This window comes from Olsenella sp. An293 (genome assembly GCF_002159495.1).
Classification (GTDB): Bacteria; Actinomycetota; Coriobacteriia; order Coriobacteriales; family Atopobiaceae; genus Thermophilibacter.
On record NZ_NFIT01000003.1, the window covers coordinates 42434 to 65990 of the forward strand.

General features: G+C 69.7%; 19 protein-coding genes. 18 read left to right on the top strand and 1 reads right to left on the bottom strand.

The genetic code is table 11. The features are described from left to right. The first annotated feature begins 3 nt into the window (after window positions 1–3). The 5 genes from argC to B5F85_RS02380 all read left to right on the top strand — a co-directional run bounded on the left by argC (window position 4) and on the right by B5F85_RS02380 (window position 6357). Entirely contained in the window at window positions 4–1080 is a 1077-nt protein-coding gene (gene argC, locus B5F85_RS02360; RefSeq protein ID WP_087314036.1) for an N-acetyl-gamma-glutamyl-phosphate reductase, read from the top strand. Window positions 1081–1125: 45 nt separating this feature from the next. Next, the gene (argJ, locus tag B5F85_RS02365; RefSeq protein ID WP_087314038.1) at window positions 1126–2412 is read left to right on the top strand and encodes a bifunctional glutamate N-acetyltransferase/amino-acid acetyltransferase ArgJ; all 1287 of its coding nucleotides are present in this window, start codon (window positions 1126–1128) and stop codon (window positions 2410–2412) included. Window positions 2413–2676: 264 nt separating this feature from the next. Continuing rightward, complete coding sequence (gene argB / locus B5F85_RS02370) at window positions 2677–3558, top strand: acetylglutamate kinase (protein WP_087314040.1); 882 nt, start codon at window positions 2677–2679, stop codon at window positions 3556–3558. 13 nt (window positions 3559–3571) lie between these two features. Next, window positions 3572–4840: an acetylornithine/succinylornithine family transaminase gene (locus tag B5F85_RS02375; protein WP_239386604.1), complete on the top strand. Its 1269-nt coding sequence runs from the start codon at window positions 3572–3574 to the stop codon at window positions 4838–4840. A 467-nt stretch (window positions 4841–5307) separates the two neighbouring features. After that, on the top strand, window positions 5308–6357 hold the full coding sequence (locus B5F85_RS02380) for a hypothetical protein (RefSeq protein ID WP_087314042.1): 1050 nt from the start codon (window positions 5308–5310) through the stop codon (window positions 6355–6357). A gap of 230 nt (window positions 6358–6587) precedes the next feature. Here the strand turns inward: B5F85_RS02380 and B5F85_RS02385 are convergent, their stop codons facing one another. Continuing rightward, the gene (locus tag B5F85_RS02385) at window positions 6588–7814 is read right to left on the bottom strand and encodes an MFS transporter (protein ID WP_087314044.1); all 1227 of its coding nucleotides are present in this window, start codon (window positions 7812–7814) and stop codon (window positions 6588–6590) included. Window positions 7815–8002: 188 nt separating this feature from the next. Here B5F85_RS02385 and B5F85_RS02390 point away from each other — a divergent pair, with 188 nt between their 5' ends. From B5F85_RS02390 to B5F85_RS02450, 13 genes are all read left to right on the top strand, one after another. After that, window positions 8003–8968, top strand: coding sequence for a hypothetical protein (locus tag B5F85_RS02390; RefSeq protein ID WP_087314046.1), 966 nt, complete (start codon window positions 8003–8005; stop codon window positions 8966–8968). Further along, entirely contained in the window at window positions 8962–9495 is a 534-nt protein-coding gene (locus tag B5F85_RS02395) for a very short patch repair endonuclease (RefSeq protein ID WP_239386606.1), read from the top strand. The genes B5F85_RS02390 and B5F85_RS02395 overlap by 7 nt, the downstream gene beginning before the upstream one ends. A gap of 127 nt (window positions 9496–9622) precedes the next feature. After that, window positions 9623–10396 (top strand): metallophosphoesterase family protein, encoded by a 774-nt coding sequence (locus tag B5F85_RS02400; protein ID WP_087314048.1) that lies wholly within the window; start codon window positions 9623–9625, stop codon window positions 10394–10396. A gap of 77 nt (window positions 10397–10473) precedes the next feature. Next, window positions 10474–12285 carry a GNAT family N-acetyltransferase gene (locus B5F85_RS02405; RefSeq protein ID WP_087314050.1) on the top strand — a complete coding sequence of 604 codons (1812 nt, stop codon included), beginning with the start codon at window positions 10474–10476 and terminating at the stop codon, window positions 12283–12285. Window positions 12286–12435: 150 nt separating this feature from the next. After that, a complete protein-coding gene (locus tag B5F85_RS02410) occupies window positions 12436–13803 on the top strand; it encodes a hypothetical protein (RefSeq protein WP_087314052.1) in 1368 nt (455 codons plus the stop codon). 7 nt (window positions 13804–13810) lie between these two features. After that, the gene (locus B5F85_RS02415) at window positions 13811–15058 is read left to right on the top strand and encodes an HD domain-containing protein (protein WP_087314054.1); all 1248 of its coding nucleotides are present in this window, start codon (window positions 13811–13813) and stop codon (window positions 15056–15058) included. 188 nt (window positions 15059–15246) lie between these two features. Further along, a complete protein-coding gene (locus B5F85_RS02420) occupies window positions 15247–16245 on the top strand; it encodes an alpha/beta hydrolase (RefSeq protein WP_239386608.1) in 999 nt (332 codons plus the stop codon). Between the two features lie 277 nt (window positions 16246–16522). After that, window positions 16523–17890, top strand: coding sequence for a replication-associated recombination protein A (locus B5F85_RS02425; protein WP_087314058.1), 1368 nt, complete (start codon window positions 16523–16525; stop codon window positions 17888–17890). Window positions 17891–17945: 55 nt separating this feature from the next. After that, a complete protein-coding gene (locus tag B5F85_RS02430) occupies window positions 17946–18539 on the top strand; it encodes a hypothetical protein (RefSeq protein ID WP_087314060.1) in 594 nt (197 codons plus the stop codon). Further along, window positions 18539–18907 (top strand): ATP-binding protein, encoded by a 369-nt coding sequence (locus tag B5F85_RS02435; RefSeq protein ID WP_087314062.1) that lies wholly within the window; start codon window positions 18539–18541, stop codon window positions 18905–18907. The genes B5F85_RS02430 and B5F85_RS02435 overlap by 1 nt, the downstream gene beginning before the upstream one ends. Further along, window positions 18897–19724 (top strand): SigB/SigF/SigG family RNA polymerase sigma factor, encoded by an 828-nt coding sequence (locus B5F85_RS02440; RefSeq protein WP_087314063.1) that lies wholly within the window; start codon window positions 18897–18899, stop codon window positions 19722–19724. Before B5F85_RS02435 ends, B5F85_RS02440 begins: the two co-directional genes overlap by 11 nt. Window positions 19725–19829: 105 nt before the next feature. Further along, entirely contained in the window at window positions 19830–21113 is a 1284-nt protein-coding gene (locus tag B5F85_RS02445; protein WP_087314065.1) for an AI-2E family transporter, read from the top strand. Between the two features lie 394 nt (window positions 21114–21507). Then, on the top strand, window positions 21508–23457 hold the full coding sequence (locus tag B5F85_RS02450; protein WP_158094543.1) for an S-layer homology domain-containing protein: 1950 nt from the start codon (window positions 21508–21510) through the stop codon (window positions 23455–23457). Window positions 23458–23557 lie beyond the last annotated feature (100 nt).

Consider the following 23557-nt stretch of genomic DNA (forward strand, 5'->3'; position numbering starts at 1 on the left):
AGCATGGGAAGCATCAGGGCGTGCGTCGTGGGGGCAACGGGCTACGCGGGCATCGAGGCCTGTCGCCTCATCCTGGGTCACCCCGACCTCGAGCTGACCATGGCCACGGACCGCAAGGAGGCTGGCACGCACCTCGACGCGGTCTATCCGGCCTTTGCGGGCGCCTGCGACCTCGTGCTGTCGCTGCCGGAGCCCGACGCCATCGCTGCGGCGGCCGACGTCGCGTTTCTCGCCGTCCCCCACACCGCGAGCCTCGCGCTCACGCCCGAGCTGCTCGCGCGCGGCGTGACCGTGCTCGACCTCTCGGCCGACTACCGCCTGCGCGACGCCGCGGTCTACCAGGACTGGTACGCCACCCCGCACACGAGCCCCGAGCTGCTCGGACGTACCGTCTACGGCCTGCCGGAGCTCTTCCGCGACGGGCTCGCCGGCCTCGCCGCGCGCCGCGCCGCGGGCCAGGCCGTGCTCGTGGCCGTTCCGGGCTGCTATCCCACGGCCACAGCCCTCGCCGCCGCGCCCGCGCTCGCCGCGGGGCTCGCGACCGGCGACCTCGTGATCGCAGACGCCATCTCCGGCGTCTCCGGCGCGGGCCGCGGATGCACCCCGCGCACCCATTACTGCCACGCCAACGAGTCCGTGGAGGCCTACGGCGTGGCCAGACACCGTCACACGCCCGAGATCGAGCAGACCCTCACCGACGTTGCCGGCCGTGAGATGTCCGTGGTCTTCACGCCGCACCTCGCGCCGCTCACGCGGGGGCTGCTCTCCACGGTCTACCTCGAGGCGGCCGACGGCGTGACCGCAGGGGACGTCCAGGCTGCCTACGAGCGCGCCTATGCAAACGAGCCACTGGTCACGACCTTGCCGGCCGGCTCCATGCCCGCGACCTCCTCGGTCTTTGGCACCGCGCGAGCCCAGGTGGGCGTTGCCCTCGACGCGCGACGACGACGCACGATCGTCGCCTCGTGCGCGATCGACAACCTCGGGAAGGGGGCGGCCGCCCAGGCCGTCCAGTGCGCCAACGTGGTGCTGGGCCTTCCCGAGACCGCCGGGCTCCTCGCCCCGGCGCCCCTCGTCTAGCCTCGGAGCCCGCCTGCGGGCGGGCCTGAAACGGAGAAGAGCCCCATGTCTGACTTTGCGCCGCTCGCGGTCCCGGTCGTGCCCGACACGCCCGAGGCCTGCGGGCTCGTTCCCTGCGAGGGCGGCGTCTGCGCCGCCGCCGGCATCCGCGCCGCGGGCGTCTCGGCGGGATTTCGCCGCAACCCCGCGCGCCTCGACCTCGCGCTCGTCGTCGCCGACGAGCCCTGCGTGGCCGCCGCGACCTTCACCACCAACCGCTTCTGCGCGGCTCCCGTCACGGTGAGCCGCGCGCACGTCGCGGACGGTCGCGCCCGCGCGATCGTCCTCAACTCCGGCAACGCCAACGCCGCGACGGGCGAGCCCGGCCTCGCCTGCGCCGAGCGCGCCTGCGCCTACGTGGCGGGCGAGCTCGCCTGCGCGCCCGAGGACGTGCTCGTGGCCTCCACGGGCGTCATCGGCGTGCCGCTGCCCTTTGCTCCCTACGAGGCCGGTGTCCCGGCTGCCGTGGCCTCGCTCGCCTCGATGCCGGCCGCCGCGCACGACGCCGCCTGCGCGGTCATGACCACCGACACCGTGTCCAAGGAGGTCTCGGTGGCGGGCGAGCTCCCGCAGCGCGCGGGCGCGCCGCGCCCCTTCCACGTGGGCGGCTTCGTCAAGGGCTCGGGCATGATCCAGCCCAACATGGCCACGATGCTCGCGGTGCTCACCACCGACGCCCCGCTCACGGCCGAGGCGGCGCGCGAGGCCCTTCTCGGCGCCGTGCGCGTCTCGTTCAACAAGGTGACCGTGGACTCCGACACCTCGACCAACGACTCCGCCTTCCTGCTCGCCACCGGAGGTGCGGGCGGCGAGCAAATCGATTGCGACCATCCGGCGTTTGCGCAGGTCGCAGCTGCCGTGCGAGTGGCAGCCGTGGACCTGGCCCGCAAGATCGCGGCCGACGGCGAGGGCGCGAGCAAGCTCGTCACCGTCTACGTTACGGGCGCCGCCGACGACGCGGAAGCGGACGTCGTGGCGCGCTCGATCGCCAACTCGCCGCTGGTCAAGACCGCCATCTTTGGCCACGACGCCAACTGGGGCCGCGTGGCTGCCGCCGCCGGCAAGTGCGGCGTGCCCTTCGACCAGGAGCGCGTCGACATCGACTTCATGGGCGTCCCCGTGTGTCGCGCGGGCCTCACCGTGCCGATGGACGAGGACGACATGCTGCGCCGCTTCGAGGCTCCCGAGATCGACATCACGATTGACCTGGGAATGGGCGAGGCCGCGACGCGCGTCTGGACCTGCGACCTCACCCACGACTACGTCACGATCAACGGCGACTACCGCACCTAGTTTGACCCGACCGGGCGGGATGGGGAGGCCCCGGCGCTCAAACAGCTTGCCGAGAAGGACGCTCGGCAAGAACTCGCGGCGGGACCTCCCCATCCCGCCCTCCTGAGGACCGATTCGCGTGCGGAGGGCCCGGGCGAGAAGGTCCGCCGCGAGTTCCGCAGGCGCGCCCTTTGCGCCGAGGACTGTTTGAGCGCCGGATCTTCTCGCCCGGGCCCCATCCCGCCTCGGACAGGTTCGTGTTCTTCTCGCCAGATTGGAGTTGACATGCTACAGCGCGACAAGCAGCAGCGCGACGCAGCGGCCTCGAAGGTCGACGTGCTGAACGAGGCGCTGCCCTGGATTCACCGGATGACCGGCAAGACCTTCGTCATCAAGTACGGCGGCTCGGCCATGGAGGACCCCGAGCTCTGTCGTCAGGTGGTGGCCGACATCGAGATGCTCAAGCTCCTGGGCATCCGCATCGTGCTCGTGCACGGCGGCGGCAAGGCCATCAACGCGCACGTCAAGGCGCTCGGCCTGCCCGTGCAGTTCAAGGACGGTCTGCGCGTGACCGACGACGCCACGATGGAGGCCGTGCGCGAGGTGCTCGTGGGCAAGGTCAACCAGGACCTCGTCTGGGCGCTCAACGAGTACGGCCACAACGCCGTGGGCATCTCGGGCGCGGACGGCAAGACCCTCAAGGCCGAGGTCATCGACCCGGAGCTCGGGCGCGTGGGCCGCATCCGCGAGGTGGACACGAGCCTCATCGAGACCATCCTCGAGGACGGCTACATCCCCGTGGTCGCCACCGTGGGCTGCGCCCCGGACGGGTTCTACAACATCAACGCCGACGTCGCCGCCGGCAAGATCGCCGAGGCGATGGGTGCCGACAAGCTCATCTACCTCACCGACGTCGACGGCCTGCTCGCCGACGTCTCCGACGAGGACTCCCTCATCCAGAGCCTCTCGCGCACCGAGACCCACGAGCTTCTCGCCTCCGGGCGGCTCGACGGAGGCATGCTGCCCAAGATCCGCTCCATCTCCGAGGCGCTCGACGCCGGCGTCTCCGAGGTGGTCATTCTCAACGGAACCTTCCCGCACTCCCTGCTTCTTGAGATCTTCACCGACGCAGGCTGCGGTACCATGTTCACACAGGACGAGTCCTAGGAGAGGATGCCTCATGACCGACGAGAAGAACGACAGCACGTCCGTCTTTTCCACCGTTGAGGACCGGGTCGCCAAGGCTGACGCCACCTACGTCATGCCGACGTACTCCCGCTACCCCGTGGAGTTCGTCTCCGGGCACGACGCGACGCTCGTGGACTCCACGGGCAAGGAGTACATCGACCTTCTCGGCGGCATCGGCTGCGCGAGCGTGGGCCACGCCAACCCCGCCGTGAGGCAGGCGATCGCCGAGCAGCTCGACCGCGTCTGGCAGACGAGCAACTACTTCTACGACGAGAACCGCGTGCACCTGGCGGCCGCCCTCTCCACCATGCTCTCCACCACGACCGACGAGGGCGGGCACGTCGTGGGCTCCACGGGCACCCGCTGGAAGACCTTCTTCGCCAACTCCGGCGCCGAGGCCAACGAGGGCGCGATCAAGCTCGCGCGCCGCTGGGGCGAGGTCAACCTCGACGGCGCCGCGGTCATCGTGACTGCCCGACAGAGCTTCCACGGCCGCACGCTCGCGACGCTCGCGGCCACCGGGCAGGACAAGTTCCACCGCAGCTTCCGACCGCTGCCGGAGGGCTTTGTCGCGCTGCCCCTGAACGACATCTACGCGCTGCGCGAGCGCGTCGAGCGCGGCAGCGTCTGCGCGGTCATGCTCGAGTGCGTGCAGGGCGAGGGCGGCGTCTGGAACGCCAACTACGACTACCTGCGCGACGTTCGTGATCTCTGCCGCGAGAAGGGCATTCTCATGATCTGCGACGAGGTCCAGACGGGCTTCTATCGCTGCGGCTCGCCCTTCTGCTACCAGCGCTCCGAGATCGAGCCGGACATCGTGACCATGGCAAAGGGCATCGCCGACGGCTTCCCCATGGGCGCCTTCGCCGCCCGCTCCGAGGTGGCTGACCTGTTTGCCCCCGGCGACCACGGTTCCACGTTCGGCGGGAACAACCTCGCGTGCGCCGCGGGCCTCGCCACGGTCAAGGAGCTCGTCGACCGCGAGATCGGCGAGCACGTGCTCTCCGTCGGGCGCCACCTGCGCCACCGCCTCACCGCGATGCACCATGTCGAGGAGTGCCGCGGCCACGGCCTCATGCGCGGCGCCCAGCTCGACGCGCCCGTCGCGGAGCGAGCCGTCGAGGAGGGCCTGGCCGAGGGCCTGGTCATGAACCACATCGGCGACTCCATCCTGCGCTTCCTGCCGCCGCTCGTGATCACCCGCGAGGAGGTCGACGAGGCCTGCGACCGCCTCGAGAAGATCCTCGACCGCCTGGCGTAGGTCGCGGGGCTGCCGTTCTTCTCGGCTGGTCCTTTGTTCTTGCGTGCGGCGTCCGGACGTTCTGGGAACCAAAACCGTCCGGACGCCGCACCCACTCAAACAACGTGCGGGTTCCGGACGGTCTGGACACGAGAACCGTCCGGACGCCGCACCCACTCAAACAACGTGCGGGTTTCGGACGTTCTGGGAACCAAAACCGTCCGGACGCCGCACCTTTCCGCGGGGGCCGCGGCTCCCACAGGTTCTTCTCGCCCGCCTGCCGCTCACCGGGTCAAACTACCGTTTGCGAAGGTTACGCAGGACATACCGTTCGCTGACGGCAAGCCCCATGGGGCGGCAAGCTTGGGAAATTAACTCTCTCCGCAATAATATTCATCACTTATAAAACAGTTATATATGTGATACAACATCGCCACTGGCTTTCCGCGACAATGCGTTCCCACAAACGTTACGTCGAAGGGAATCTCATGAGTCGTGCCGTGGACGCGAGGATTACCGACCTGCTGGAGGGGGCGGCGGATAAGGGCGTCTGCTACGTGCCGCGGGGCGATGACGTCGACGCCGTCCGACGGGCCCTCTCGCGTAGGGTGTCCTCCGGTGCGGCGGTGTCTCCCGTCCGCGGGCTCTTTGCCGATGCGCGGGAATGGTCGAGCCTCGCGTCTTCCGAGCGGGCTCTGTGGATTGCACGGGGGCTGCAGGTCGCGCACCCAACGTGGACCTTTTGCGGGCCGCCCGCCGCGCTCGCCTATGGCGTGGACGTCTCCGACACGCTGGTGGGGCGCACCCATGTGGCGACACTTCCAAAGCAGTGCGGGTCGGACGGCGGGGCGGTGGCGCGCCATCCGGTGCTCGATCCGCGCGAGGGCGTCGAGGAGGTGGGCGGGCTGAGGGTGACCTCTCCGCAACAGACGGTCCTCGACTGTCTGAGGTGGACCGACTTTCCTCGTGGCCTGGGCATCATCGATTCCGCGCTTAGGACGGGATTGGTCGGTAAGGACGCGTTCGAGGACTATGCGCAGTCGATGATGGCTCGTCGGCGCAACGTGGAGCGCGCTCTCTCGGACCTCGCCTGGGCGGACCCGCGCAGCGAGAACGGGGGAGAGTCCATTGCGCGCGGGCGGATGCTCCTGCTCGGATACGTGCGCCCGGAGCTGCAGGTCGAGGTTCCGCGCGTCGTCGAGGCGGGGGAGCCCTATCGCGCCGATTTCTGCTGGGTGCGTGCTGACGGCCGCGTCATCCTTGGCGAGCTCGACGGAAGGGGGAAATACGTTGAGGAGGAGCTCATGGGCGGCCGGGACATCGACGAGGTCCTCTCCGACGAAAACATCCGCGGCTCTCGCTTTACGCTCTACGACGTTTCCCTGGTGAGGTTTAGCTTTGGTTTGACGGGGCGCCCGATGGAGTTTGCCGCCTTGCTCGACGAGTATGGAGTCCCCAAGAGGGGGTCGGCGATTGCGCTGCCTGAGGGAACGAGAATGATTCCCGACTGGGACGCGCTGCACAGGAGCAACGTCTAGATCTGTCGAGAAGAACGTGCGGGTTCCGGACGGTCTGGACACGAAAAACGTCCGGACGCCACACTTGTTTCAGGAACGTGCGGGTTCCGGACGGTCTGGTGGTGAGAACCGTCCGGACGCCGCACCCATTCTGGGAACGTGCGGGTTCCGGACGGTCTGGACACGAAAAACGTCCGGACGCCGCACCTGTTTGGACAACGTGCGGGTTCCGGACGGATTGTCGGACGTGCCTACGCCGCGCGCTCCGGGACCTTGGTCATCACGAGGAAGCCCACGACAAACAGCACCGCGATGGAGAGCACGCCGATGCTGGAGTTTCCGGTGAGCGCCGTGAACGTGCCCACGAGGAAGGTGCCCAGGATGGCGGCGTACTTGCCAAAGATGTCGAAGAAGCCAAAGTACTCGTTGGCACGCTCCTTGGGACAGAGCTTGCCAAACTCGCTGCGCGAGAGCGCCTGGATGCCGCCCTGGAACATGCCCACCAGGATGGCGAGGAACCAGAACTCCACGGCCGAGCGCAGGAAGAACGCCGCGAACAGGGTGATGCCAAAGTAGGCGGCGATCGCGATCAGAAGCATTCGGCGCGTGCCGTACTTGGAGGAGAGGCGCCCGTAGATGATCGCGGACGGGAAGGCCACGAACTGCGTCACCAGAAGCGCCAACACGAGCTGCGTGGAGTCGATGCCGAGGTCGGTGCCGTAGCTCGTCGAGAGCTTGATGATGGTGTGCACGCCGTCGATGTAGAAGAAGTACGCGATCATGTAGTAGCGGATGGCCTTGTTGGCCCAAATCTCGCGCAGGGTACCGGCCAGGCCGGACACGGCGCGGGAGACGGCGTGCGGCTCGCGCGGCTTGAAGTGGAGCTGCTGCACGTTCTTGAGCAGCGGCACGGTGAAGACCGCCCACCACGCCGCGGTGATGACAAACGCGATCTGCATGGCCGTCTGCAGCGTGATGCCCAGGCTCTCATAGCCCAAGACTACGCCCAGGCACGCGATGAACGGCACGCAGCTGCCGATGTAGCCCCAGGCGTAGCCCGCCGATGAGATCTCGTCCATGCGCTCGTCGGTGGTGGTGTCCACGAGCAGCGCGTCGTAGAAGACCATCGAGGAGTTGAGCGCCACCGACGAGATCACGTAGACCACGAGAAACGCCATCGCCGCGGTGACAAAGCCCATGGCCACGGTGGCCACCACGCCCGTGCCCACGCAGCCCACGATGAACTTCTTCTTCATGCCCTGCATGTCGGCGATCGAGCCCAGGATGGGCATGAGCAGCGCGATGATCAGCGAGGCGACGGTCTCGGCGTAGCTCCAGGCCACGACCACCCCGCCCTCGGGCGCAAGCGACGAGAAGTAGATGGGAATGACGCTCGTGGCGAGAAGGACGAGCGCGGAGTTGCCCACGTCATAGACGATCCAGCTCTTCTCGGCCTTTGTCATCTTCTGATGTGCCATGTGGTTCCTTTCCGCGGTGACGCAACGTGTCTATGGTAGGCGAGCGCGGGGTCGCTCAGCGGTAAGAAGTGGGTAAACGTGCAACGGGAGGCGAGAAGGGCGCCTCGTCGGGGGCCGCGGCCAATCAACCGGCTCCCACCGGCACGCTCAGTGGCATAATCGGGGAAGCCAACGACGAAGGGAACGCCATGCCTGCGATTCTCACGCACGACCTCTTTGGACGAGGCGTCCTCGAGGACGTCACCGACCTGCTCGGCCTGCGCTCCGTGGGCGAGCGCGACGCGTTCCTGCTGGGAAACCAGGGCCCTGACCCGCTCTTCTATCTGAGAGTCGACCCGCTGATGCGCAAGTGGTCGCCTTTGGGCGGCGCCCTGCACGAGTGCAGCTCGGCGGCGCTTCTCGTTGCCATGCGCGAGGCGGCGCTGCGCCTGGAGGGCCACGAGCGCCAGCTCGCACGCGCCTACGTGGCGGGATTTGCCTGCCACTGGCTGCTCGACTCCACGATGCACCCCTTCGTCTACTACTGGCAAAACGGCCTCACCTCGGCCGGCGTGCCCGGCCTCGACGAGGATGCCGCGTCGAGCGTCCACATGGAGATCGAGCGCGACTTCGACGAGATGGCGCTGCACGCGCTCACGGACAAGACCGTCGAGCGCTGGCGTCCCCACGAGCGCGTGCTCCAGGCGTCGCGCGACGTGCTCGCCGCCGTCGACAAGGTCTACTTCTACGTGGCGCTGTGGGTCTTCGGGCGGGCGATCGACCCTCGCACCTTCTCCACGGGCGTCGTCGAGTTCCGCCTCGCCCAGCGCGTCTTTGACTCTCCCTCGGGTCGCAAGCGCTCCGTCCTGGCGACCCTCGAGCGCGCGGTGACGAGAAGCCCCTACTCGCTGGTGAGCTGCATGTCGCACCGCGCCCGCCCGGAGGACGTCTCGGACTTCGACAACCGGGGGCACGCGCCCTGGGCCAACCCCTTCACGGGCCAGGTCTCCACGGCGGGCTTCTGGGACCTCTTCGACGCCGCCCGCGCCCGCGTCCTGCCGACCATCGACGAGCTCTTCTCGGACGGCTTTGACCTGGCCGCCTCCCGCGAGCTCACGCGCGACCTCAACTTCGAGGGCGCGCCGACCGAGCCGGACGAGGCCCCCGCGTGGTAGCGTCCCCGCGCCCGGGGACCCCCGCCGCCTCGTCGGAGGCGACGCGCCACGTCATGCAGGCCAACAGGAGCAAGAACACGGGACCCGAGCTCAAGGTCCGCGCCGCGCTGCGCGAGGCGGGGCTGACGGGCTACCGGCTCCACTGGAAGATCCCCGGCCGCCCGGACGTGTGCTTTCCCGGCCGGCGCGTGGCCATCCTGATCAACGGGTGCTTCTGGCACCGCTGCCCCTTCTGCTCCCCCTCGAGGCCCAAGACGCACGCGGAGTTCTGGGAGGCAAAGTTCGAGCGCAACCGCGCGCGGGACGCCCGCGTGCGCGCCGAGCTCGTCGCCGAGGGCTGGACCGTCGTCGTGGTGTGGGAGTGTCGGCTCAAGAAGGCGCGCCTCGAGAAGACCATGGACCAGATCGTGGACGTGGTGCGCCGGGCGGGGGAGGAGCGCCTCCCGGGGCACGTGGTCGAGATCGGCTCGCAGGGCGCCTGGCGGCTGCGCCGGCTGCGCGCGGGCCGGCGCGCGCGGCGCGGATAGACCGTCTCGTGGCCCGCAGGCGCCGCTCGCCCGTGCCGGGGCGGCGTGCCTCGCGGCGAGGTGCTAGGCTGAGAAGGACGGTGCGCCCGCAAGGGGGCGCGACGCGAGGAGCGAGGGAGGGTCGCAGATGTCCACATACGTCTTCTCGGACGTGCACGGCCACCGCGCGACGCTCGAGCGCGCGCTCATGCGCGTCTCGCCCTCGAGTGAGGACCGCTTCTTCTGCCTGGGGGATATGATCGATCGAGGCCCGGACCCGGTGGGCGTCCTGCGCGTGTGCCGGGAGCTCCCCAACGTGTGCGCGCTCATGGGCAACCACGAGGACCTCATGATTTCGTGCCTGGACAGTCCCGGCGACCCGCTCGCGACCATGAACTGGGGGATCAACGGGGGCGCCAAGACCTCGTCGGGGCTCGCGGAGCTGACCGACGACGAGGCGGACGAGCTCGTGGCATGGGTGCGCTCCCTGTCGCGCTGGGCCCAGACGGTCGTGAGGGACCGTCGCTACCTGCTCGTCCACGCGGGGGTGCGGCTCTCCGCGCCCGTGCCGGAGCTCTGGGACGAGCGAAGCGCGGCGGAGTATCTCTCCGCCCAGGACCCCGAGGACCTCACCTGGATTCGCGAGGAGTTCTGGGGGGCGCCCACCGGCCTCGCCGGCGAGCGCGGCGACGGACCGGTGATCGTGGCGGGCCACACGCCGACGCCCTATCTCGAGCGCATGGCGCACGACCTCGACCGCGACCCGATCGGCGAGGACGGCCTGGCGCGCATGGTGCGCGTGGGGGGCGACCGCTGGGACATCGACTGCTGCGCCGCGGGCGGGGCCGGGCTCGGGCAGGTGCTCGTGCTGCGCCTCGACGACGCCAAGGCGTTCTACGAGCCCGTGCGCGAGGGGGAGTGAGCGCCGAGCTCACCCGTTGCGGCCGGCATGTGTACAATGTTCTGGCCAGAAACGCACTCTAGACGCAGAGGGACCATATGAACCTCGCCATCAGCGCGCGTGCCGCGGACCTGCTGCACGGCGCCATCGACACCGCCGCCGAGAAGGGCGGCTGGGTCCGTCCGATCAGATTCACCGTCGACCAGCTCAGGGCACTCGGGAGCGTCCGCGCGTGGCATCCCGGGCTCTATCGGAGCATGGCGGCCTGCACCTCGGGCGTCTGCCTCGAGTTCTCGACCGACGCCACGCGCGTGGCCGTCGAGGTGCGCGTGGATGCGGTCCCCAAGGGCGCGCAGGCTGTGCTCGACGACGCGGCGCGCCACGAGGGCGGCCCCACGCCGCCCTTCGACGGCGTCTCGGCAGACGTCGACGGCCGTCACCTCCCGCTCATGACACCGGACGAGAACGACCTCGTCGAGTTTGCCCTCGACGACCCGGACGCCGCCCCGGAGCCGGGGCTCGTGCGCATCCCGCTTCCCGGCATGGGGGAGCCCCATCGCGTGCGCGTCTGGCTGCCCTGCCTCTCCTCCTGCGCCGTGCGCGAGGTCCGCGCCGACGGCACCTACCTCGAGCCCGTACCGGAGCGCGGGCAGCTGCTCGTGCTCGGCGACTCGATCGCGCAGGGCTTCGTCTCGTGCGACCCCGGGCGCTCCTGGACCGCCCGGCTCGCCGCCCATCTCGACCTCGACCTCCTCAACCAGGGCGTGGGCGGACAGGTCTTCCAGCCCGGCTCGCTCGCGGGCCTCTCCGAGGTCGCGCGTCCCGAGGCGATCGTCGTGGAGCTTGGCGAGAACTACCGCTACGAGCCCTGTCAGGCCTCGCGCGTGGGGCGTGAGATCCTCGCCTACCTCTACGAGGTCTCCGAAGCCTGGCCCGAGGTCCCGACGTGGGTGCTCACGCCGCTGCCGCACGCCGAGGAGCTCTATCCCACGCACCCGCGCAGCTGCGCCGGCGAGGTGGACGCTCTCATCGAGACGGCCGTGCGCCGCCACCCGCAGATGCGGCTCGTCGACGGCGCGGCGCTGCTCGACGCCGAGGCGCTGCCGGAGCTGCTCGCGGACGGCTCCGACCATCCGGGCCCCGAGGGGCAGCGGATGCTCGCGGAGCGGCTCTCGTTTGTCGTGGACGCCACCGCCGTGCGCCCCGAGCAGCGCCGGACGCTCGCCCTGGCCATCGCCCGGCGGGCCGGCGAGGGCGCCCTGCCCGTCGTCGAGGCGCTGCGCCGCGGCCTGGGCGAGGTCCTTCTCGCCGACAAGGGCGCCGTCGTGCTCGGGCTTCCGGGGGGCGAGACCCTCGCGTGGGCGACGGGTCGGGCCACCCTGCGCCGGGCGCTCACCTGCCTGGGCTCGCGCGGCGTGGTGTGCCTGTGCGGCGATCGCCGGACGGCCCGCGACGCCGCCCGCGCCGTCGGCGGCTCCCCGCGCCCCTGCCACCTGGTGACGTGGCGCGGCGAGGCGCCCAAGATCGACGCGACGCGTGACGTGCGCCCGCTCACGACGGCCTATGCCGGCGTCATCCTCGAGCACTACGCCCATCCCGAGTACCTCGCCCCCGGCGAGCTCGAGGAGCTGCTCGAGGCGGGGGCGTTTCTCGGCGGCTTCGAGGACGGCCGCATCGTGGGCTTTGTCGGGGAACACCCGGACGGCTCGATGGGCATGCTCGAGGTCTTCGAGGGGTCGCGACGCAAGGGGTGGGGGAGCACGCTCGCTGCCGCCAAGCTCGCCCAGACGATCGCCCGCGGCGACACGCCCTGGGCCGCCGTCTGGCCGGACAACGAGGCGTCGCTTTCGCTCGAGCGCTCGATGGGGTTCGAGGTGGCGCCCGCCGAGGGCCTCTGGTACATCTCGTAGCCTCTGAGCAGCGCGTCTACACCAAGCGTCCACATATCTATATATTTTGTCGGCTTTTCGCGCGCATGGGCGCCAACACCTACAATGCACGCCGCGCAACGGTAAAACCCCAGCGCAAACACGCCAAAGCTGACCCCAAGGGAGTCACCCATGAGCAATCTTCAGAGCCGCGCGCTCGAGTCCGAGTTCTGCGCCATCGTGAACGAGCTGGGGGGTGACGCCGAGGGCAAGGCCGCCGGCGACGCCTTCCTCGCCGCGTCCCACCCCGTGCGGGGCGGCCGCGGGGTGCCCGACTGGGCCGTCACGCCCAAGATCCTTGGTCCCGCCGAGCTGGGCATCCTGCGCGACGGCGCAGAGACCTTCGGCCGCATCCTCGAGAAGGTCACGGCCCACTACCTCGACGACGCCGACTACCGGGCGCTCTTCCGCCTTCCGGAGGAGTTCGAGCAGCAGACCCTCATCCCCACCGGCTATGACCAGCTGATCCCCTTCATGCGCCTCGACACCCTCTTCGACCAAGAGACGGGTGCCTTCCGCTTCTGCGGCGTGGCGACCACGAGCGCGGGCATGACCTCGGCCATCGACGTCACGCGCGCCGTGTGCCTCACCGAGGCCTACCGTCGCTTCTCCGAGCGCCACGAGGGCATCCACGCCCTCGACCCGGTGGGCGGCGTGATCGAGGCCCTGCGCGAGACCTACACCTCCTGGGCCAACGCCGACGCCGGCACCCATCACCCCGAGCGCCCGGTCGTGGGCATCGTGGACTACCCGGAGAGCGCCTCGGCCGTGGAGTTTGCCGACCTCATCGAGCGCCTCGCCGAGGAGGGCGTCTTCGCGCGCTTCGTGGACATTCGCGACCTGCGCATCGAGGAGGCCGCCGGCCAGCGTCGCCTCGTTGACTCCGAGGGCCCCGTCGTCTGCGTCTACCGCCGCGCCCCCCTGGGCGAGATGCTCGAGAAGCCCTGCGCGGGCGCCGAGGCGCTCGTCGAGGCCGCCCGCCGCGGCTTGGCCTGCCTGATCGGCGGCTTCTGCGCCGCGCCGGTGGCCACCAACGCCATCTTCGCCGTGCTCCACGCACCCGAGACCGAGGCTGTCCTCACCTCCGACGAGCTCGCCTTCGTGCGCGCCCACGTCCCCGAGGCCCACTTCCTCGAGCGTGGGTGCGACCTCACGCCCTACCTCGCCGAGCAGGACGGCTGGATCGTCCGCCCGGCCGGCGGCTACCGTGCCTCCGAGGCCGTGGCGGGCGTCGACCGCATGGACCGCGACGAGTGGTGGCGCGTCCTGCTCGCCGGCTGCGAGGAGGGCGCCGTGATCGAGCGCTGCGACCCCGCCTACCGCTCCCAGATCGTCGTGGGCGGCGAGGGCGGCTCCGAGCCCATCGAGGTCGGCAACATGCTCGGCCTGTTCCTGTGCCGCGGAGCCTTCCGCGGCGTCTACGCGCGCTGCGGGCACGAGTCCGTCATGGGCGCCTGGGGCGAGCACTTCGACCTGGGCTGCCTGGTCGTGAACGAGTAGCGCCCCGATGTCGGCGGTCGTGAACAGGCTGGCGCCCGGGCTCACCGGGCGCCTCTCCGAGGGGGCCTCGGAGGCCGTGGCCGAGCGCCTCGCCTCCGGGACGCTCTCTCCGTTTGCCTGCCGCGCGGCCTCGGCCATCCGCCGCGACCCCTGCGAGCGCGACCGCGACACCGCCATGCGGCCCGCCTTCGTGCGCGATGCCGAGAAGATCATGCACCTGCCGGCCTACAACCGCCTGGCGGGCAAGACCCAGGTCTTCTCGTTCCGCGCCAACGACGACCTGTGCCGCCGCGGCCTGCACGTGCAGCTCGTGGCGCGCGTCGCCCGCGACATCGGCCGCGCTCTGGGGCTCAACCTCGACCTCATCGAGGCCATCGCGCTGGCGCACGACCTGGGCCACACGCCCTTCGGCCACGCCGGCGAGCGCTTCCTGAACGACGTCTTCCACGCCCGCACCGGCCGCTGGTTTTTCCACAACGTGCAGAGCGTGCGCGTGGTCGATGTGCTCGCCGGGCGCAACGTGAGCCTGCAGACGCTCGACGGGGCGCTGTGCCACAACGGCGAGTTCGAGCAGCAGGTCTTCGAGACGAGCGGCCTTGCGGAGTTCGACACCTTCGACCGCGTGGTCGAGTCGTCCTGGGAGCACGGCGACGAGACCATCTCGCACCTGCGTCCCATGACCCTCGAGGGCTGCGTGGTGCGCGTCTCCGACATCATCGCCTACGTGGGCAAGGACCGCCAGGACGCCATCAGCGCCGGCCTCTGCTCCGAGGACACCTTCGACGACGGCCTGGGCGGCGGCTACAACGCCTGGGCGCTCGCGGCCTTTGTCGCGGACGTCGTGGAGCACAGCCTGGGCCGCGACCGCATCGAGATGAGCGAGGAGGCCTTTGCCGAGATGCGCCGCGCCAAGCGCGAGAACTACGAGAAGATTTACGGCGCCGGCGAGGTCAACGGCGACTTCTCCGCCGAGGTGGCCGAGCTCTTCGGACGGCTCTACGACTACGAGCTGGAGGCGCTCGCGGCCGGCGACGAGTCCGCCGCGATCTTCGCGCACCACGTGCTGCCCACGCAGCGGCGCCTCGCGTTCTACGGGCGCGGCTACGACTGGGAGCGCGACCCGGACCAGACCGTGGTGGACTTCATCTCCTCGATGACCGACGACTACTTCATGGCCACCTGCGAGGCTCTGTTCCCCGACGCCGCCGGGCTCTTCCCGAACCGCGGGTACTTCTCGGAGGGCGTGCGCGCGTAGGGCGCCGGGCGGCGACGCGGCTGACGAGAGGGGCGCGTGCAGACCCGTAGCCGCTGCACGGAGCGTGGCGTCTCAAGGCGCACGCTCGCGATGGAGTTCCCGGCACCTCCTTTAACCCATAATTGACCCCTCGGCCTACACGTGTAGAATGGCGCCCCGATATACGCAAGGAGGGGGTAGGTATGGCGTTGGCGAGAAGAACCAGGCGGGTCGTGGCGATCGTGGTCGCCGCGCTTCTCGCCCTCGTGGTCGTGGGGCTGGGCCTCGCCGGGAACTTCCTCGTGGACTTTGCGCTGAACCCGAACGCCGAGGTCTCGATGGCGCGCTCGATGCGCGAAGGCGGCGTGGGCGGGCTCGACTACGCCGAGGCGCCCAAGTTCGACGAGGCGTATGCCGCCGAGGCTGCCTCCTGGTTCGAGGCGGAGAAGCGCAGCGTCTCCCACCAGGCGTCGGACGGCACGGTCCTTCTGGGCTGGGAGCTCGACGGCGCGAACGGCGACGCCTACTCCGACGGGCACACCTGGGCGGTGGTCTGCCACGGCTACATCGGCGAGCCCGCGGACATGGCCAAGTACGCCTACCACTTCTCCCAGCTGGGCATGAGCGTGCTCATGCCTGCCGCGCGCGGCCACGAGCGCAACGTCGACACGGGCCTCATCCAGATGGGCTGGGGAGACGCGCGCGACCTTCTGGGCTGGGTCGACGACATCGTGGCGCGCGACCCCGAGGCGCGCATCATCCTGTTTGGCGTCTCCATGGGCGGCGCCGAGGTCATGATGGCCTCCGGCATGAGCGGCCTCTCGGAAAACGTCAGCCTGATCGTGGAGGACTGCGGCTACACGAGCGTCTGGGACGAGTTCGTGTTGCAGCTGGACAACGTCTTCGGCCTGCCGAGCTTTCCGATCCTCAACGTCGCCGACGCGGCGTGCCTGCTGCGCGCCGGCTACACCTTCGAGGCGGCCTCTGCGGTGGAGAGCCTGCGCTCCGCGAGCGTGCCGATGCTCTTCATCCACGGCGACGAGGACGCCTTCGTGCCCTTCTCGATGCTCGACGAGTGCTACGACGCCTGCGCGAGCGAGCAGAAGGAGAAGCTCGTCGTCTCCGGGGCCGGCCACGGCCTGGCCGCGAGCACCGACCCCGACCTCTACTGGTCCACCGTGGACGCCTTCGTGGCCGAGCACCTGTAGGGTTTTCCGCGCGTTTTACTGAGGTGCGGCGGCGCGACGTTCTTGTCGACAGAAGTGTCGCAATCCCGCACGCCAGCCGCCGAGGTGCGGAAACGCGACGGTTTGGCCGACAAGAACGTCGCGATCCCGCACCTTCGCCCCAGAGTGCCGACAGGGGCGCGCCGCCGCCCGCGGGCGCCGGGAGTTGCGGAGGGACGTTTCTCGCAGAGCACGTCCTGAAACAACCCCCTGCGCCCGCGGCCGGCGGCATCCCGCGCGATGGCGTACAATCGTTCCCATGGATACGTTGTTCACGCGCGTCGAGACCGCGCGAAAAAACCAAAACGCGCCGCTCGCGGCCCGCATGAGGCCCACGACGCTCGACGGCTACGTCGGCCAGGCCAAGGCCGTGGGGCCGGGCAGCTGGCTGCGCCGCGCCATCGAGCACGACACGCTCTCCTCGGTCATTCTCTACGGGCCGGCCGGCACGGGCAAGACCACGCTCGCGCGCATCATCGCCAACACCACGCACGCCGAGTTCGTCGAGGTCAGCGCCATCACCGGCACGGTCAAGGACCTTCGGCGCGAGATCGAGTCTGCCGAAAGCCGCCTGCTCACCTCCGGGCGTCGCACCATCCTGTTCGTGGACGAGATCCACCGCTTCAACCGCAGCCAGCAAGACGCCCTCCTGCACGCCGTGGAGGACCGGATCGTCGTTCTCATTGGCGCCACGACGGAAAACCCCTACTTTGAGGTCAACTCCGCCCTCATCAGCCGCAGCCGCGTCGTGGAGCTCACCGCCCTCGACGACGCCTCCGTCCGCGAGCTGGTCCGCCGCGCCGTGGCCGCCCCGGAGGGGCTCGCGGGCGCCTTCGAGCTCGCGCCCGAGGCGGAAGACGAGATCGTGACGCTTGCCGGTGGCGACGGGCGCGCCGCGCTCACCTCGCTCGAGCTGGCCTCCCAGATGGTGGACCGCCCGGCCGAGGGGGAGGGCAGCGGTCCCGCGACCATCACCCGCGAGCACGTCCTGGAGGCCAACCCGCGCCGGGGGCTTCCCTATGACAAGGCCGGGGACATGCACTACGACGTCATCTCGGCCTTCATCAAGTCGATGCGCGGCAGCGACCCCGACGCCGTGCTCTACTGGCTCGCCCGCATGCTCGACGCGGGGGAGGACCCCAAGTTCATCGCGCGGCGCATCATGATCTGCGCCTCGGAGGACGTGGGCAACGCCGACCCGCAGGCGCTGCTCGTCGCCCACGCGGCCTTCAAGGCCACCGAGGTCATCGGCATGCCGGAGTGCCGCATCAACCTGGCGCAGGCGGCGACCTACGTGGCCCTGGCGCCCAAGTCAAACGCCGCGGAGGCCGGGATCGACGCCGCGCTCGCCGAGGTGCGCTCGGGACCTCGCCGCGAGGTGCCCAGCCACCTGCGCGACCGCCATCGCCCCGGCTCCGACGAGTACGGCCCCTACCTCTACCCGCACAACTACCCGGGCGGCTGGGTGCCGCAGCGCTACCTGCCCGAGGGCCTTGAGCGCGGCTGCTTCTACCAGGCGAGCCCGCGCGGCTGGGAGGCGTGGCGCCAGGAGGCCATCGGGCGCGACATCGCCGACGGAGAGGACGGCGCCGAGAAGCGCGGCAAAGACGGCCGCCCAGTTGGGTAAAATGAGACGTTAGGGAATCATCTGAGGCACAAGACGCTCCTTAAGGAGGGCGCACATGGACTTCCTCTACATCGCTCTGCTCGTCCTCGCCGTCGTCGGCATCTGGGCCGTGGTGGAGCTCGCGCTCACGGCTCGCACGGCGAGGAAAAGCGTCGACAAGATCAGCGCCTCCGCCAACGAGGTGATCGAGCAGGCCCAGCCCATCGTCGCCAAGCTCGACGGCATCGTCGACGAGCTCGAGCCCGTGGCCAAGGAGGCGCTGCCGCTGCTGAAGAAGGCCGAGGTCTCGCTCGACACCGCCAACGTCTCGCTCGAGCGCGTGAACGGCATCCTCGAGGATGTCTCGTCCGTCTCCGGGACCGCCTCCAGCGTGACCGACGTGGTCAACCGCGCCGCCGAGTCCGCCGTCTCCGGCGTGGCGAGCGTCGTCTCGCGCCTCAAGGGCACCGCCTCCTCCGAGCGCGCCGCGCGCCTCGGCGAGGGGGATGCCGAGAAGGACCAGGTCGAGCTCGCGCCGAGCGTCGAGCAGGCGCCGCCCCGCTACGTCGAGTACGGCGCCGTGGGCGCGGCCCCGGCCCCGGCCACGGCCGCCGCGCAGGAGGCCGATCCCGCGGGCGACGCCCCTTCCAAGGACGCGGAGGACAAGTGATGGACGAGAAGAACGTGACGCTCAGCGTCCCCTCTGAGGCGGGGTTTGCCCGCTCGGTGCGCATGATGGCCTCTACGCTCGCGGTCTGCTGCGACATGAGTGTCGAGGACGTCGAGGACGTCCGCATGGTCGCGGAGGAGGGCTTCGTCTACTCCTGCGCCACGGCGCCGGAGCGCGTGGACGTGTCCTTCTCGCTTTCCGAGGACGCCATGACGATGGACTTTACCCTCGGCGAGCAGGAGCCCTCCGACGACTCCATCGACCTCGTCGAGGTCCTGCTCTCCGCCGTGTGCGACGTCTTCTCCGTCTCCGAGGACGGGCGGTCGCTGCACCTCGTCAAGCGGGCGGGGGACGCCCATGACCAGTAAGGGGTCCGCCGAGCGAGCCGCCGTCCGCGCCACGCGCCGCGCCTCCTCCGGAAAGGCCGCCTGGGACAAGGACCGCACCAGGGAGCTCTTCCGTCGCCTCAAGGACAACGGGGACGCCGACGCGCGCGACCAGCTGATCGTCAACCACATCAACCTCGTGCGCTTTCTCGCCTCAAAGTTCAAGAACCGCGGGGAGTCCCTCGAGGACCTCGTGCAGGTGGGAACGATCGGCCTGATCAAGGCCATCGACCGCTTTGACCCGGACCGCGGGCTCGAGTTCACCACCTACGCCACGCCCACCATCATGGGCGAGATTAAGCGCCACTTCCGCGACAAGGGTTGGTCGGTGCGCGTGCCGCGCCGGCTGCAGGAGCTCTCGGCGAAGGTCAACCAGGCCACCGACGAGCTGACCAACCAGCTGCAGCGCAGCCCCTCCGTGGCGGAGATCGCCGACTACCTCGGGTCGACCGTCGACGAGGTGCTCGAGGCCATGGAGTCGTCGAGCGCCTACAGCTCCGTCCCGCTCGAGGGCGGCGGCGGGGGAGAGGACGACGAGACCCCCTCGGTCATCGACCACTACGCCACCGAGGACCCCGACCTCGCCGCGTCGGACGACCGCATCGTCCTCGAGCAGGCCATCGCCGACTTCTCGCCGCGCGAGCGCGAGGTCGTGCAGATGCGCTTCGAGGAGGGGCTCACGCAGGTCGAGATCGCCGAGCGTCTGGGCATCTCCCAGGTGCAGGTCTCGCGCCTGCTGCGCCGCACCCTGCGCCGCATCCAGGACAAGATCGACCCCGAGGGCCTCATGAGCTCATGAGACGGCGGGGGTCGTCGTCCCCGCGAAGGTTGACAATCTCGTCAGGTTATAGTGTCAACCTTGACGCTATAACCTGACGAGATTGTCAACCCACGAAGGAGGAGCATGACCAGATACGAGAAGTGGCGCCTGAGGGCCACCATAGCCTGGGCCATCGTCGGCGGCGTCGCGCTCTTCCTGCTGGCGGTGCGCGGCCTCGCCATCGTGGGACAGGCCGTCGAGCTGCTGCTCATCGGCGTCATCGTGGGCTTTGTCTGCAGCCCCATCACCAACTGGCTCGAGGACCGGCGCGTCCCGCGCGGCTTCGCCGCCCTTCTCGCCCTGCTCATCGTGCTGGCCGCCATCGTCGCGGTGGTGGCGCTGTTCGTGGGGCCCTTCGCCCGCGAGCTCATGGTGCTCCTGCGAAACGTCCCCACCTACTTCACGCAGCTCCAGGACGGCCTCGCCACCTTCTGGGACTACTTCGGCACGACGGGCAACACCAACGTCCAGAACACCGTGAACGCCCTGGTCCAGGTGCTCACCGAGGCGGGCTCCGGCATAGCCTCCGACCTTGCGCGCAACCTCTCCTCGGGCCTCGTCGCCAACCTTACCGACCTCGCGGGCCACTTCGTGACCTTCTTCCTGGGCCTGATCTTGGCGTACTGGTTTGCGCTCGACTACCCCAAGATCATGCGCGAGCTCGCCGTGATCGCGGGCCCGGAGTACGACGAGGAGATGGTGCTCACCTTCGCCGTCCTCTCCCGCTCCATGGGCGGCTACATGCGCGGGACCCTCATCACCTCGCTCGCCAACGGTCTCATGGTGGCCGCCGGGCTTGCGCTCATCGGCCACCCTTATGCGGGCCTCATCGGCATCGCCACGTTCGTGCTGCACTTCGTGCCCGTGATCGGCCCGTTCCTCTCGTCGATCTCCGCCGTGCTCCTGGGCTTCTTCGTGAGCCCGGTCTGCGCGTTCTGGACGCTCGTCATCACCGTGGTGGCCCAAAACGTCACCGACAACGTGCTCTCGCCGCTCGTGATGCAGTCCTCCATCAAGATCCACCCCGCGCTCTCGCTCGTGGGCATCATCATCGGCGGGGCCCTGGGCGGCGCGGTGGGCATGCTCCTGGCGGTGCCGCTCACGGCCGCGATCAAGGGCTTCTTCGTCTACTACTTCGAGTCCCACACCGGCCGCCAGCTCGTCTCGCGCGAGGGCGCGCTCTTTGGGAGCACGCCGTTCAACTACGCCGACGGCCGACCCCAGCCCACCTTCGACGCCCTCGACGACGACACCTTCATCGCGCGCTCGCGCCTGCTCGACGGCCTCACCCGCCTGCACGAGCAGAAGGCCGAGCCCAAGGCCCCCGCCGCCGCGGGCCAGGACGCGCCGGGCGAGAAGGACGCGTAGGGCGAGAAGGACGCGTAGGGCGAGAAGGGCGCGTAGGACATCCGCCGCCCTCACCCGCGGCGCCGCCGATCGTCACCCGGGCCCGTCCCGCGTGCGACGCCGATACTCGGCGCAATCGCGAAGAGTCGCGCGTGCGACGTTTGCCCCGGAGACGCCGCCGGACGCGCGTGAAGGCCGCCTAAGACGGGAGCCCGCGCGCCCTTGCCGCGGTCGAGACCGCCCGTTCCGGGCGGGGGCTCGGGCGCAGCCGCCGTGCCGAGGAACCACTGGTATCACCCGATTTGCCGCTCGAACGGGCGATGGAGGATCTTCCGAAGTGTGAAACCATGATGGAGGGCCCGTCTCGCCGCGCGCGAGGCTTCGGCCGCCTGTCAGACGACGAAGGGAGATGCTCATGAGAAAACGTTTCCTCGGTCTGCTCGGCGCCCTGTGCGCCCTGGCGTTGGCGGTGGGACTGATGCCCGCCCGCGCACTTGCGGACGACGCCGCCCTCTACGTCGCCCTGGGCGACAGCGTCTCTGCGGGCTACGGGCTTTCTGAGGGGGAGGAGTCCTTCCCCGAGCTCGTCGCGCAGGAGCGCGGCTACGAGCTCACCAATCTCGCCTCGAACGACGGCGTCACCTCTGAGACGCTGCTCGCTCAGCTGGGAGACGAGAGCGTGGCAAGCGCCGACGTCATCACCATCACCGTGGGCGGCAACGACCTCATGGGCGCGCTGTACGCCTATCTTGCGGATGAGATCAACGCCGACCCCGTGCTGTCCGGCGCGCTTGGCAACGCGATGACGCCCGAGCTCGTCGAAAGCCTGCTGGCCAGCTCCGGCGGCGCGGCCGACCTCACCCTCGTCAACATGCTCAAGGGCCTGCTCGCTGGGTTCCCCGCCTCCGAGCAGGCGACCGAGGCCCTCGCTGAGCTCGCGACCAACGTGGGCACGGCCATCACCGCGATCAAGACGGCGAACCCCGACGCCACGATCGTCCTCGTGAACCAGTACAACCCCTACGGCAGCCTCGCCGTCGAGGAGCTCGAGGACGTCGTCGCCGCCTTCGAGCAGGGCGTTCAGGCCATGAACCAGGGCTTCTCGGCCGTCGAGGCCGCCGGATGTCTCGTGGCGGACGCGCACGGCGCCTTCGAGGGCGCCGAGTCCAACCCCTGCAACGCGGCGGTCGTGGACCTGAAGACGGTCAACCTCGACTTCCATCCCAACGCCTACGGCCACCAGCTCATCGCCCAGGCGGTCGCGGACGTGCTGCCCGAGACACCCGAGGAGCCCGGCGACGTCGACTCCGACTGGGTCTCCGTCGTCGAGGGTCTCGTCGCCACCGAGGCGGGCCATGACTACAGCGTGGACCTGTGGGGCGACACCGTGGTGCCCTCCCTCGTGTTCCAGGCCGTCGCCGGTCGTGACGTGGACGTGCGCCTCAACGTGTCCCCGGGCGTCTCCTGGACCTTCAACGGCACCGACGTCCCGACCGACGCCAAGCTCTCCGACCTCGACCTTGCCGTGACGCTCGGCACCGGGACCGTGCCCGAGGGCGCGCTCTCGCTCGTCGGCGGCCTCTTTGGCTACGTCGAGCTCACGATCGCCCACGACGGGGCCTTCGGCTTCCCCATGACCCTCGAGGCCGACCTGGGGCTTCCCGCGGGCGGCATCTACGCCAACGCGTATCGCTACGACGAGGGCGCCGGCATGCTGCGCTTCGAGGGCTCCTCGGTCGTGGCGCAGGACGGCACGGTCAGCATGACCGTCGACCACGCCTCCGCCTGGGTGGTCACGTTTGACTCCGTCTCTCATGAGCTCACCTTCTCCGACGCCGCCGAGGGCGAGTGGTACTCCGAGCCCGTCCGCTGGATGTACTTCAACGGCTTCATGAACGGGTATCCCGACGGCACCTTCGGCATCGGCCGCACGATCACCCGCGCCGAGGCAGCGTCGGTGCTCTACAACCTCGCCGGCATGCCCGCCGTCGAGGTCGGCGAGCTTCCCGCCGACGTCGAGGAGGGCGAGTGGTACACCGCGCCGATCGCCTGGTCGCTCCAGACCGGCGTCTTCAAGGGCAACGGCGACGGCTCCTTCGGACTCTTCTCGGCGCTCTCTCGCGAGCAGGCCGCCTGCATCCTGTTCAACTCCGCCCAGGCGGCAGGCGAGGACGTCTCCGCCCGCGCCGACCTCACCGCGTTCGGCGACGCCGACACCCTCTCTGCCTGGGCCGCCGACGCCATGAGCTGGGCCGTCTCCGAGGGCATCTTCAGCGGCAGCGGCGAGGGCAACCTCGAGCCCGGGCGCAGCATCACCCGCGCCGAGTTTGCCACGATCCTCATGAACCAGAGGCTCGCCGGCTAGCGCCCGCGCCCCCCCGGCCTCGTGCCGGCTGTCATGGGGCCGTCCGCCTTGGCGGGCGGCCCCCTTTGCGTGCGGGGAGGCGCGTCGCCCGTCCTTCTCG

Coding starts and splice junctions, on each gene's coding strand:
- B5F85_RS02445 (WP_087314065.1), top strand. CDS start 19,830: ATGACCAGATACGAGAAGTGGCGCCTGAGGGCCACCATAGCCTGGGCC.
- B5F85_RS02405 (WP_087314050.1), top strand. CDS start 10,474: ATGAACCTCGCCATCAGCGCGCGTGCCGCGGACCTGCTGCACGGCGCC.
- argB (WP_087314040.1), top strand. CDS start 2,677: ATGCTACAGCGCGACAAGCAGCAGCGCGACGCAGCGGCCTCGAAGGTC.
- B5F85_RS02400 (WP_087314048.1), top strand. CDS start 9,623: ATGTCCACATACGTCTTCTCGGACGTGCACGGCCACCGCGCGACGCTC.
- B5F85_RS02375 (WP_239386604.1), top strand. CDS start 3,572: ATGACCGACGAGAAGAACGACAGCACGTCCGTCTTTTCCACCGTTGAG.
- B5F85_RS02385 (WP_087314044.1), bottom strand. CDS start 7,814: ATGGCACATCAGAAGATGACAAAGGCCGAGAAGAGCTGGATCGTCTAT.
- B5F85_RS02440 (WP_087314063.1), top strand. CDS start 18,897: ATGACCAGTAAGGGGTCCGCCGAGCGAGCCGCCGTCCGCGCCACGCGC.
- B5F85_RS02430 (WP_087314060.1), top strand. CDS start 17,946: ATGGACTTCCTCTACATCGCTCTGCTCGTCCTCGCCGTCGTCGGCATC.
- B5F85_RS02410 (WP_087314052.1), top strand. CDS start 12,436: ATGAGCAATCTTCAGAGCCGCGCGCTCGAGTCCGAGTTCTGCGCCATC.
- B5F85_RS02415 (WP_087314054.1), top strand. CDS start 13,811: ATGTCGGCGGTCGTGAACAGGCTGGCGCCCGGGCTCACCGGGCGCCTC.
- B5F85_RS02390 (WP_087314046.1), top strand. CDS start 8,003: ATGCCTGCGATTCTCACGCACGACCTCTTTGGACGAGGCGTCCTCGAG.
- B5F85_RS02425 (WP_087314058.1), top strand. CDS start 16,523: ATGGATACGTTGTTCACGCGCGTCGAGACCGCGCGAAAAAACCAAAAC.
- B5F85_RS02380 (WP_087314042.1), top strand. CDS start 5,308: ATGAGTCGTGCCGTGGACGCGAGGATTACCGACCTGCTGGAGGGGGCG.
- B5F85_RS02435 (WP_087314062.1), top strand. CDS start 18,539: ATGGACGAGAAGAACGTGACGCTCAGCGTCCCCTCTGAGGCGGGGTTT.
- argJ (WP_087314038.1), top strand. CDS start 1,126: ATGTCTGACTTTGCGCCGCTCGCGGTCCCGGTCGTGCCCGACACGCCC.
- B5F85_RS02450 (WP_158094543.1), top strand. CDS start 21,508: ATGAGAAAACGTTTCCTCGGTCTGCTCGGCGCCCTGTGCGCCCTGGCG.
- argC (WP_087314036.1), top strand. CDS start 4: ATGGGAAGCATCAGGGCGTGCGTCGTGGGGGCAACGGGCTACGCGGGC.